Consider the following 12,955-nt stretch of genomic DNA (forward strand, 5'->3'; position numbering starts at 1 on the left):
CCCGTTAAGGCGATTTTTACAATATTATTAAACTTTAATTTATTGTTTTTATATTTACTGTAACTCCATCTGTAGATGTTATTTTTACTATTAAAATTTGATTAGTTTCTCCGACATTTATGGAAACTTTGTTACTGTTAATTTTTTTTCTTGCAATTAGCAACTTTCCGCTTATATCAAACACTTCAACATGATCAATAACGACTTTTCCTGAATTAATAATTAATCTATTTTCTTGTTTATAAAGCACTATGCTATTTGAATCAAAAAGTGGATTTTCAGTGGACAAAGTAGTATTAGTGTATATTATTTCAAATCGAGAATTAAAACTACCAGCTTGTGTTGCAAATGTATATGCAGAAGTTTTTAAGTTGTGTGTAACACTTGTCAAATTGTCTCGCAAGAAAATATCCTGATTTCCTGTAAACAGTCCATCAACGTGATCGATTGCAATTGTGTAACTTCCGGTAGTAGCCGTCTTGAAGTTTAAAGGAACTACATCTGAATCCGTAAATGAAGCACGTCCCTGAATAATATAATCAGAATTGTCAAGCCATGAAGTAAGTGCTGTAGCCCCATCATTGATATATTTTCCATCACTACGATCAACACCATTATCTGCTGACGGCATGTAAGCTATCAGAGTTTGACCGAATTCTCCAATTGCATTGGTAACATTCAACCAAATTCGACTTCTTTTATCTTTATTTGTAGTTCTGAAAAACTGATTGTCTGTGTTTTCTTTAGTTCTCATTTCATTATTGAACGTAACGTTTCCAGAACCTCCAGCAATTTTCCTAACAAGAAATCCTTGACCCACTTGAATAAAACCCTTTGGGATTTGAGTAGGAGCGGATGCTGATCCGGCTGTTCCTGTCCCACCTGCTTTTGTGTAAGTAGCATAATAGGCACTTGCATCAGGAACTGCATTACGTCTTCGCCAGAAGTACAATGTACCATCAATTTCCGCTGAATTATCAAACAGGAATTTATCAGCATCAATCATAGAAGGGTATGGGTTTGCAAGCATATTGAATCCTTGGTATGGTGCATCTAAAGCTACATTTATTGGTCCATTATTAGGCACTCCGGTAAATGTTCCCGTCCAAGTTTGTGCTAGGTTTGATCCGCCAAACGAAATGTGATTATCAGGCATTCTAATTAAGTACCCCTGCGCTGGCGTAAAAACAGTTCCTTCAGCATTTATTGGTTCAAAAAGGTTTAGTGAAAAATTATATTTATAGAAACGATTCGAAAATGTTGCAGGGGAAAACTGCTTTAAGGTTTGTGATCCTGTTACTGGTGAACCCCACATGGTGTAATCCAATCGGTACAAAGGCGAACTATTTCTATTTACACTAATAGCTCCAGAATTTACTGCATCTGTTAACTGTATTAAATTCGTATTACTTTCAAATGTTAGACTTGCTCCACTAGCAACTGTTATTGCACCATTAATAATTACATCAAAGCCTGCTGGTATTGTAACTACAGCATTATTATTTACAACGATACTACAAGCTTTAATACTTGCTGTTGCAGTGTAATTTGCAGCAAAGATCGCAGTCGTAGTTGGAGTGGGTGACGAATTGGTCCAAGCAGTACCATCCCAAGTAGTACTTGCAAATGTAATTACAGCACTATCAGAAAACACTTCTCCACAATTACCACTTTTAATTGCTGCTCTAAAATAGGTCGGTTCTGTTAAAGGTCCAATATCTGTTCCACTTAAAGTGGTAGTGAATATGGAAAGGTTTTCAAAAGTTGCAAAGTCTGCAAAAGTTGACTTTTGCCAGTACAAAACAGAGCCTACGCTACCGTTCAATACTATATCTGAAGGTGTATTTCCAACGCAAATATTTTGTGTGGGAGTAGCAATAGTACCTCCAGCAGACGCTGGAAAAATCGTAACTGGACTATTATTGTCAATTGCGACAAATCCGTTGGCATCTATAACCTTAAGCGTATAATTTATTGTTCCAACAGTTGAAGTTGGAACTGTAACGACTGCTGCATTTGTTAAATTTGGCGTCCAGACATACGTATAAGAAGCATCTCCACCAGAAGTTACTGCTTCCATTGTTTGCGTTGAACCAATACAAAAATCACCGTATCCATTAACTTCAACATTAAAATCACCTGCTTTTAAACCTGTGAATACAGAATTTTGACCGCTGGTTAATGTAGCATTTGTTGCTACCAAAGTATTACTAGACAATGCACCAAACTTAATCCAAGGATTTGTGGTTAAATTAAAGGTTCCGTTTAATTGTGCAGCAGCAATTTCTGTTTGTGCTCCAAGAAGATCTAAAGTATCATATTTTCCAGTGATTGTTGCAACAACTCCTGTAATTCCTGTTTGAAAAACGTTCCAATATTTTTTTAAATAATTCTGAGAACTATTGTTATTTGGATGTTTAATGTCTCTTACATTTACTCCTACAAAGGCATTAGAGAATGTTCCTGCAGTTACATTTACAGTAATTGGTGCATAACTTGGAGCACCTGTTAATTCTCCGATTGGGAAAAAATAACTTCCAATTCCGGCGAAAGGTCTGCGAACTAAACCAGTCCCATCAGCGACAATCATTGTATTGGTTCCAAAAGTTCCCGCTACTGGATTGCTTCCAAGCGTTAAATTTTTGTCACCGATAGCTATATTTCCTTTTGTAAGTGTCAGTGTTCCGACAACTGCAATATCTTTTGCAAGAATAACTGCTCCGGTTTCTTTGTTCACCGTTAAATTATTAAAATTAATTGCAGCCGTTCCACCAATTGTTTGATCAGAAATACCAGCCAAATTTACAGTTATTCCTGTGAAAGGCACAGCTTGATTTAGAGTCAGATTTCCTCTTACATTTAATGTTGATATTGCCGGTGCAAATGTTGTAGCTCCCGTACCTGAAACTATTAAATGATGGTAGCCACCAAATGCTTCTCCTCCAGGTGCAGGGATTATTTGATTTGTTCCTTTAAATTCTATCGTATTAGGAATTAACGTCGTAAACATTATTCCATTATTAGTCAATGTACCCGCAACGCTCATATAATTCCCGTCCAAAGCACGAAGACCAGCTCCAGTTGAAATTGTTAGATTATTGAAAGTTGTGTTTCCTGAAATTGTAGCATCAAGATTATTGAAAATTACTGTTCCATTTCCAGGATTAAAAGTTCCGTTATTTTGCCAAGCTCCAGCTCCATCATAAACAGTTAGCACTGAATTAACCGGTGTATTTACAACTGCTCCTGTATCAATCGTAATTGTCTTTACGCTTGAATTAGCATCGATTATAGGATATCGATTAGATCCAGTTGATACATTTGGAATTAATACTTTCGTAGTTGATGATGGAACTCCTTGTGGAGTCCAATTCTCAGCAGTTATCCAAGAATCACTTGTTGATCCATTCCAAGTTAAATCGGAAACTGCTCCTTCATCCAAGGTAATATATACTTGATCGAAAGTGTTTTTGAAATACAATCCAATGTTGGCATTTGAAATTTCCACCCAATTATCAGTCGTATTATTGTTTGATCGACCTTGATCAAATGTATTCGAAGGTGAAATCGTATGAGCCCAGAAAGTCAATTTAGATTCAACATTGCTATTTAATTCCGTATCTAAATAATGCTGACGAATAATTGCTTTTGTGTCAACCGCACCTGTTTGAATAATATCAAACTGACGTAAAACTGTTCCTACTCTCCAAGTTGGTGCAACACCAATTGTCAATTTAGCACTCATAGAAGTCGGAAGTGTTCCTGCTGGAGGGAAAGTAATTGAAGAATTTGGATGACCAAAAGTGTATAATTTATTTATCGTGAATGAATTTCTTTTAATAATCCCCGTCACATCACCAATTCCAGTGTTAGTTCCATCAGGTCCCATAAGTAAAGTATATGTCGCCATTGACAAACTTCCCTTTGTTGAGCTAGCATTTGGAGATGGTAAATTTAAAATTCCGTTTACAGTAACATCAGCTGCTGCAGTAGTTCCGCCAGTTGATGATAAAGTTAAATTGTTATATGTTCCAGCAACTAAAGTTTGAGCGGTAGAAGCTGCATTCATATTCAGAATACCAGTACCTCCCCAATTTTTACCTGAGGTAAAAGGAGTTGCAGTAGTATTTTGTGTTTGGATTATTCCATTGTTTTGAATAGAAGTTAATGTTCCTCCTAATGGTATGGATCCTAAATCTAAAGTTTGTAAAGCATCTACTTTTAGAAGTTGGTTTACTGAAAAAGCATTGGCAACCTTAACGGTATTTGGATTTGCTCCAATTAAACTGAAAGAGTCAAAAATATTTGTAGTTCCAAGAGTTGTTTGATCAAAGCTTAATGTTGGGTTTTGAATTCCTCTAACCACTAATTTACTAGTTGCTCCTCCTGTTAGACCATTTGCAGTAAAGTTGATTACACTTCCAGCAATAGTTAGCATTTTATCTTTTATTGCTAATTTACCACCATTGAAAACAAGTCTATTTTGAACTGATAAATCATTTGATAAACTTGCATTTCCTTGTAAAACGAAATCTTCAGCAATTCCATCGAAGGAAACTGTGTTCGGTGCCACGGGATTTGCAATTACTTCAATATCATCGATTGCAAATTCATCTTGAGCTCCACTTCCTGAAACTATTGATCCTGTCCATCTGATATAAAAATAAGCATTATTCGCAATAGCAGTTGTAGGTAAAACTGTTGCAACTCTATAATACGCTTTCCATCCTGGTGCTAAATCTGCTGTAGCTGGTGAAGTTACATCTACAGCATTTATAAAAGTATATGTTCCAGATCCATTAGCAGAAGCCGCTGGTAGATAACTAAATTCAATTTTAGTAGATGCGGCTTGATCATTATATACATATACTTTATAGCCAATATTAAAACTTGTAGCTGCAACGCCAGTTTGATTCTGAATTCTTAAAGTAATAGATCCAGGATTAAAATCGGCAGAAGTTCCAGTGCCACCAGGTTGAATGCCTAAAGTATAATTCTGATCTACCGCTGTACCTACATTAAAAGCATAAATCCCTGTATCAACTTCATCTCCATCAGAAGTGCCATTCTCATAACTACTATCTTCTAAACTTTCGCCACCAAAATTTATTGTTCCGCCAGAAAATCCTGTAAAAGCCCAAGAATCTGAATCTAGTTGTCCTGGTTCTGCAATTTTTGAAATTCCACTACCTTGAAAAGTATCTAAATTTACACCATCAACGGTATTGTCGAAGTCGATTTTATAGGAAGTATTTGGCAATTTAATTTGTAAACCTGCTGGACTGTTTAAAGTAGTAGCGGATCCAATTAAACCTGAAGTACGATAATTTTCAGTTCCGGGAATACCGTTAAATTCTATGATAGAAATATAATATTGTTTATTTGGTTCCAAACCTGTAATTTGAACGAAGTTACCACTGCCTTTGTGCACAACATAGTTATCCGTTCCAATTAGAGATCCTGTTGCAAAAGAAGCATTCGCATTATAAGTTGTAGCATCGACCGGAATTCCATCAACAGCAGTTAAAGGTCTAATAAGTACTATTCTTTGATCACCATTTCCCGAATTCGTCCAACCTAATCTAAAACCGGTTGAAGTTATATTGGTAAAAGTAGGAAGCGTAGCATTTGCAGTTGGTTCTATGGCTAAAACACGACCTGTTAGACCAACTACTTTTGTTGTCAGAGCGCCTGCGGTAGTGTGCGTAATATTTCCTGTATAATTTCCTGCTGGAGCAGTTGATTTTAGTCGAGCGCGCAAAGTTATTGTTCCGCCTGTCAAACCTCCTCCATTTTTTGTCAATATCAAAGAATTCACATAAGTCGTTCCATCACGAGAAATTTCAAAATTTGCTGGTGCAGTTACAGTTGCGTCTGAAGTTAAATTAATTCCACTTATGGTATAAGTATCGGTAGCCGCAGATGCAGTGCCTTGAACAGTAGAAATCAAGGGCAAGTTGTTTTTAGATAATGTCAATACTGGAACTCCTGAAGATTCGATTTCAAAATCTACAGCATTAGATATAAACGATCCATTTCTAACGGTTATTGGCACAATTTCAGGCGCAGGAAGATCAGTTGCCAGAATTGAAGCCGATATTTGTGTTGCTGAAATATAAGTAGTAGTCCTTAATGATCCATTCCAGTACACCTTACTTGCAGTAGTAAATCCTTTTCCATCGACCGTTAAAGTAAATGCGCCAGAATTAGCAATTTTTGAATCGGGATTAATTGAAATTATTTCGGGTGTTACTACACTTACCGAAACGTTATCAAAAAACGCAGTCTGTTTGTTACCAGTAGCCGCATTCCAATACGCTCCTGTCATGGTAAGTGGCTCATTAACAAACTCAGTGTTTGCTATCTTTCCTTGATAAACTAGAGTTCCGCTTTTAGGATCATTAAAGGACGAAGTGTTATCTTTTCTCAAATACAAAGACCACTCATTATTAAGTGGATTATACTCCACACGAATACTAGTATATTCTGTTCCAAAGTCCGCTAAGCCTGATGAGGAAGAACTAAGTTTTGTATAATAGGTTTGTATACCATTATTATATGTCACAAATCGTATTGCATCTTTATTACCAGATTGTCCAAGCATAATGGCGTAACCTTTACCGGCTTTATTCGTCGAGCCTTCCGTACCAGCCAAAATATATCCTACTCCGTAAAGATTGTCTGTTAATCCCGCTGGATTTGTTCGGATTTGACGCATATTAAAAGTCCAAGATACAATACCTGGATTTTGGCTGAGTATAGGATTGTAAGTTGTTAAGAAATTAGATGTGGAGGTGCTTGCTAGTACCCATCCTCTAACGTTTCCTGTGCCGCCAACGTCGTTGGTCAGTGTTAAAAAACCTTGGTCGATTTTTGCACCGAAGTCGTTACCACTTCGAGTGACAGTCCAAAGAGAAGTTCCAATCGGTCCAGTTGTAGTAAAATTTGGATTTTGAGGAGTTCCGGGAGTATTGAAGTTTTCCGTAAAAACGGTTTGCTGAGCATTTATATTAGTACTTATCGTACCAATAAATAAGCTTAAAATGAGAATTATATTTGAAAGTAGTTTTTTAAACATGATGTTATGAGTTTAAATTTAGTGCGAATTATATAATGCTATAATTATTATCTAATATCGAATGAGCTTTATTTTAAGGCATTGGTCTTACTATTTTTACTAAATATATAAAACGCATAAATAATTCCGCAGATTGCAAGCCAAATTAACTTACCGTCTATCGGAAGATCATTTCCCTCTAAATCGCCATCCGTACCACCAGTAGGAGGAGGAGGATTCTGTGCAAAGGAGCTTACATCTAAAATTAAAAATAGTAGTATTACAAAAAAAATCTGTAGGTAATTTTTCATAAATTTAAAAAAAATATTAGGCTAAGCTACTAAGTTAGGTAATTATATTTAAAAGTCTATCAAATTATATATTTTAAAAAAAAATGTTAAAATTCATAATGTCAAATTATTTTATTTGTTTTTTTAGCACAAATTAGTGCTATTGTTTCTTGAATTATCTTTTTTAACTTATTCGCCATTAAGACACTGGAAAGTGGGTAAAGGGCATAAACTAGCGGTTTTAGGATTAGGTGGTTTAGGACATATGGCCGTAAAATTTGGAGTTTCATTTGGAGCAGAAGTTACGGTTTTAAGTACTTCTCCTGAAAAAGAAGCTGACGCTAAAAAATTAGGAGCTCATAAATTTATAGTAACTAAAGACGAAGAGCACTTAAAAAGTGTAACTGGTTATTTTGATTTTATTTTAGATACTGTTTCTGCACCACATGATTTGAATTTATACCTTTCATTATTGGGTGTTAACGGAGTTCATATTTGTGTAGGAGCACCTCCAACACCTTACCAAACACACGCTTTTAGCCTTATTGGAGGTAGAAAAAGTTTAGCAGGATCATTAATTGGTGGATTACCAGAGACACAAGAAATGTTAGATTATTGTGCAGAACATCATATCGTTTCTGATATTGAAATGATCGATATCAAAAATGTTCACGAAGCGTATGATCGAATGATGAAAGGAGATGTAAGATATCGTTTTGTAATTGACATGGCAAGTTTGTAGCAAAATCAAATTCGTAGAACGTAAACATAGAAAACGCTGCAGATTACTGCAGCGTTTTTTTAATTAGGAATGTTTCAATTTTTTATTGTAAATAAAAACATGTTTATAAATTGTTTTTCTTGCTAGGTATCAGCTTGTAGTGCAATGCTAAAAGTACTTCCTAATCCCAGTTCGCTTTTTACACTTATTATACCATTTTGAGCTTCAATAAATTCTTTGCTAATCGCTAAACCTAATCCAGTTCCTAATTTATGACTTCCTGGAATTTGGAAATATTTATCAAAAACTTTATTCTTGTAATGACTATCAATCCCTTTTCCTTTGTCAATAACTTCAAAAAGGATTGTATTATTCTCTTGTCTTACTTTGACAATAATGGTACTGTTTTCAGAGGAGTAGGTAATTGCATTTGTTAAAAAGTTGATAAGAACCCAAGCAGTTTTATCGGTATCAGCCTTTACAAAAGGCAAGTTTTCTTGGGCATCAATAATGATTTTTATTGCTTTTTGATCGGCTTTTACTTTTACAGCCGCTATCGCATAATTTATTATGTCGTAAGGATTGTTGTTTTCTATAGTTAGATGTATGTTTCCCGTTTCTACTTGTGATAAATCCAGTAATTCTCCGGTAATTTTCAGTAATCTTTCGCTATCTTCTTTGATACTTGTAATTAGCTGTTTTTGGTCTTCATTCATCTTACCAGTATCTTCTTTTTCAAGAATTTGTAAACTCATTTTTATCGAAGATATAGGCGTTTTTAATTCATGAGAAACCGTGGCTATAAAATTGGTTTTTGCAAAATCTAGCTCTTTAAAAACAGTAATATTTCTTAGAATGATTACATCACCAATATCAATTGTTTGGTCTTCACCCGTTGGTTTAATAGTAATATTTACAATTTCTTTCTCGAAATAACTTTCTATATTATCTGCAAAAATCTTCATCGGTTCCACTTTCTGTTTGCCATCAAGCAGTGTACTTACTATAAGTGATTTCATTAAATCATTAGTAAGAGCTAGGGTAGTGGCTAATTGTCCTACAACTTCACTAGATTTTAAACCAATGATTTTCAATGCTTCATTATTTACAAATAATATAGTGCCTGTATTGTCCAATCCAATAATTGGATCGTGCATATTATTGATCAAGGTTTCTAATCGTTTTTTCTCAAATGATAATTTGTGTAAGTTACTGCTACTGTATTCTTGTAATTTCTCCGCCATTGAATTGAATGATTTTGCTAAATCTCCAAATTCATTATGATTCATAAAGTGTACTCTTTGCGAATAATTTTTGTTGGCAATTTCCTTGATACTATCTGTCAGTTCTTTAATAGGATTGGCAATATTATTAGGTAAATTTACTAGTAAATTAAAAGCAATCAAGAAACATAACGTTCCTGTAATAGCAATCCATAAGTTGGCCGTTTCAGCAGTATGAGTTGCCACATCGCTTTTTTGCTTAATGGCATTCATATTCAATTTCATTATTTCAAAAATATCTTGCCGAATTTGATTTTTTACTGACTCGTTGCTGAAATCATTTTTAAGTGTGTTGAATTTTTTTTCCAGATTAATGTTAGCATTTTTTTCACCAATTTCAGTTGCATTTTTCATCTGCCTTTTAAGATTTTTTTCGAAAACAGAAAAATCTATATTTTTATCGGCAGTAATTTTTTCTAATGAAAGCAACATATTACGAGAATATTCTAACGTATTATAATTCGCTTTTAATATATTTTGAGTGTCTATTTTTATCAAAAAAACAGAATAAGCACTTATCAAGGAAAGGATAATAATCATTAAGAACAACAATCCGACACCCAGATTCAATTTGGTTTTTATTTTCATAATGATGCAATTAACAGTTAGGACAAAATTACTAAGTCGATATTTGATGAAGATAGATTATTCAGTAATTTATTAAAGATAGTAGTCGATAAAATTACTTTAAATAAATTTAAATGTGGTTTCCCAATACAAACAGTTGTAATATTTTTCTGTTCGACAATTTCTAATATCGCATCGGTAATGCTATTATTTTCTACTTTGATAACTTCAGCATTTAATTGTGACGCTAATTTGAAATTATTAATTAAGTGGCGCTGTTTATCTAACGCTATTTTATTGGAACTTTCTTTCGGAGTTTCTACATACAAAACATACCATTTGCAATTGTAATAACTTGCTAATCGAGCTGTTTTCCGAATCACAATTTTAGCCATTTTATCATTACTACTAATGCAAGCGACTATTTTTTGAGGCTTTAAAGCTAAATTTTTAGGGACTTCATTTTCTACTTTGCGACCTACTTGATTCACCACTTCTTTCAAAGCTAATTCGCGTAACTGTAAAATTTGATCTGATTTGAAAAAGTTATTCAATGCGGTTGGTATTTTATCAGCCGTATAAATTTTGCCCTCTTTTAATCGTGCAATCAAATCCTCTGAAGTCAAATCGATATTAACAACCTCATCAGCCATTCGCAACACATGATCTGGAATTCTCTCTTGTACATCAATAGTTGTAATTCGTTTTACATCTTGATTTAAACTTTCTATATGCTGAATATTTACTGCCGAAATTACATTTATTCCAGATTCTAGAATCTCTAAAACATCTTGCCAGCGTTTTTCATTTTTGCTTCCTTCTATATTCGTATGTGCTAGTTCATCGACAATTACCACTTCTGGACGTAAATTAATGATCGCTTGTACGTCCATTTCTTCCAGTTGCTTCCCTTTATAGAAAATAGTACGGCGCGGAATAACAGGAAGACCAGCTAATAATTCATGCGTTTCTTTGCGATTATGCGTTTCAATATATCCTATTTTAACGTCAATACCGTTCTTTAGTAAGGTGTGGGCTTCTTGAAGCATACGGTATGTTTTTCCCACACCAGCACTCATCCCAATGTAGATTTTAAACTTTCCTTTACGAGATTTCTGAATTAAATCTAGAAAGTGCTTGACATTATTTTCTTTTTCGTTGTCCATTTAGGTTAAATTATTTTTGTCGCTAAGGCACAAAGTCACTAAGAGTTTTTTCTATCAAAATTTAAAATACTTCTTGAAAAATAATATTTTCATTACTTTTTAGAAAAGAAAACTTTGAGTCTTTGTGCCTTCACGGCAAAACTTTTAATTTAAAATTTGATAGCCAAAGCAGTAACTATTGAAAAACTAGTATCTGATACTTCAGCGGTGTTTTTAGCAAAAACGGCATCTTCACTAGTGTAATTTTTAATTTCAGTTCTCCACAATAAATTTGGAGTGATTTTATAATCTGCGTTCAAAGAAAGACCATAAGTTTCAAAACCATTTGGGGTTCCTGATGCAATTATTACTCCTTTTTTATCTTGGTAATATTCTCCTCTTATGGCAAAATTTAATTTTTCAGTTGCCATCAATTGTGCCATTACAGAAGCTCCGTACCATTTGTTATACTCATCACTTTGAGGTGCGGCTTGCTCCCAACCGATATCAAATCCTGCTAAAAGTTTTACTTTACTGGTTAAATCATAAGCTGCATATAAATCATGGAAATAACGTTTTTGACGTACATTATCCGCTTTATCATTTCCTATAAAAGAGCTACTGTTTATGGACATTTTTGACGAAGGTCTGTACACAATTTGATGACCAAAACTCGGTGTTGTATTACCATCGACACGCTGAATTCGTTGCCATCCGTTAAGATACAATCCCGTTAATTCCCATTGTCCACTTGGCGAAATGTACGTAATTTTGGCTCCAGCCTCAAAATAAGGAGAATTTTCAGCCATAATACTTCTAGTTAAGGTAAAGCAATCGGCTCCAACAGCACTTTCATAACCAATATGCGAAGGTAAAATCCCTGCTGTAATCCATAAATTTTGGTTCTTGGCCACTTTAAATCCTACATTGGCTTCGTAAACATTTTTTAAAACTCCAGGTTCTGCTGCATAATTTGCATTCATATAGGAACCCGCTGCAATAGCTATGTTGGCACGTACCTTTTCAGTTTCATAATTTGCTTTTACAAATCCAAGGTTCAAACTAACCTCATTGTTACGGTTGTGGCTGTATATGAATCCTGGACGCGAATTATTGTCGGGATTATTAGCATCATATTGAAAATAGGTTTCAGCATATCCACTGATTTTCAATGGATTTTCAGATTTTTCTTCTTGCGCAAAAGCTACTCCTGAAAAACATAAAGTTAAAGCAGCTAGACTTATTTTTGTATTCATTTTGTATTTATTAAGTTGATTTTTTAAAAAAAAGGGGAGGTATGGCACAACCTCCCCAGCTCTGATTACGGTTTTATTTTAGTTGGTCTAGAGCAATATTTAGTTTTAGAACATTAATTTTTGCTGGTCCAAACATCCCTAATAAAGGTTGTTCAGTATTGGCGTCAATCAATGTGTTTAATTTTTCAGGATCTATATTTCTTGCTTTCTGAATTCTTGCAATTTGTATTTTAGCGCTTGCAACTGAAATATTAGGATCTAATCCACTTCCGCTTGCTGTCACTAAATCAACTGGAATCTCCGACTTTTTCACACTTGGATTTTTAAGTAAAAAAGTATCAATTCGACCTTGCACTACGGCTAGATATTCTTCATTTGAAGCTCCTTTATTACTGGCTCCTGATCCAGCAGCATTATAGTCTACGGCTGATGGTCTTCCCCAGAAGTATTCGTCTTTCGTAAAGCTTTGTCCAATGTTAGCGTATCCTTTGGTTTGTTTGTAAGACACGATTTCGCCTTTTCCGTTGTTAGGAGCTAATTGAGCAACTGCCCATACCGATAGTGGATAAATTACTGTGAAAAGCACCACTAGCACTACGGTCATTCTAATTCCTTTTATTAAATTATTTTTCATGG

Annotated in this window: 7 protein-coding genes; 1 reads left to right on the plus strand and 6 read right to left on the minus strand. The window is 34.5% G+C overall.

The features are described from left to right. Positions 1-34 precede the first annotated feature (34 nt). Together H2650_RS09135 and H2650_RS09140 are read right to left on the minus strand one after the other, a co-directional pair. The gene (locus H2650_RS09135) at positions 35-7,078 is read right to left on the minus strand and encodes a hypothetical protein (RefSeq protein ID WP_188050499.1); all 7,044 of its coding nucleotides are present in this window, start codon (positions 7,076-7,078) and stop codon (positions 35-37) included. Positions 7,079-7,146: 68 nt separating this feature from the next. Continuing rightward, a complete protein-coding gene (locus H2650_RS09140; RefSeq protein WP_188050500.1) occupies positions 7,147-7,368 on the minus strand; it encodes a hypothetical protein in 222 nt (73 codons plus the stop codon). A gap of 142 nt (positions 7,369-7,510) precedes the next feature. Between H2650_RS09140 and H2650_RS09145 the strand changes: the two genes are divergently transcribed. Continuing rightward, positions 7,511-8,089: a zinc-binding dehydrogenase gene (locus H2650_RS09145; protein ID WP_255462848.1), complete on the plus strand. Its 579-nt coding sequence runs from the start codon at positions 7,511-7,513 to the stop codon at positions 8,087-8,089. A 122-nt stretch (positions 8,090-8,211) separates the two neighbouring features. On the opposite strand, the gene H2650_RS09150 is transcribed toward H2650_RS09145, so the two are convergent. From H2650_RS09150 to H2650_RS09165, 4 genes are all read right to left on the minus strand, one after another. After that, complete coding sequence (locus H2650_RS09150) at positions 8,212-9,939, minus strand: histidine kinase dimerization/phospho-acceptor domain-containing protein (protein ID WP_188050501.1); 1,728 nt, start codon at positions 9,937-9,939, stop codon at positions 8,212-8,214. 17 nt (positions 9,940-9,956) lie between these two features. Then, positions 9,957-11,084: a sensor protein KdpD gene (locus tag H2650_RS09155; RefSeq protein WP_121926613.1), complete on the minus strand. Its 1,128-nt coding sequence runs from the start codon at positions 11,082-11,084 to the stop codon at positions 9,957-9,959. A gap of 149 nt (positions 11,085-11,233) precedes the next feature. Next, positions 11,234-12,319 (minus strand): porin, encoded by a 1,086-nt coding sequence (locus H2650_RS09160; RefSeq protein ID WP_188050502.1) that lies wholly within the window; start codon positions 12,317-12,319, stop codon positions 11,234-11,236. Positions 12,320-12,392: 73 nt separating this feature from the next. Continuing rightward, on the minus strand, positions 12,393-12,953 hold the full coding sequence (locus tag H2650_RS09165) for a K(+)-transporting ATPase subunit C (protein WP_188050503.1): 561 nt from the start codon (positions 12,951-12,953) through the stop codon (positions 12,393-12,395). Between the last annotated feature and the right edge of the window lie 2 nt (positions 12,954-12,955).

Origin of the sequence: Flavobacterium sp. GP15 (assembly GCF_014281985.1) — a bacterium.
GTDB classification, from domain to species: Bacteria; Bacteroidota; Bacteroidia; order Flavobacteriales; family Flavobacteriaceae; genus Flavobacterium; species Flavobacterium pygoscelis.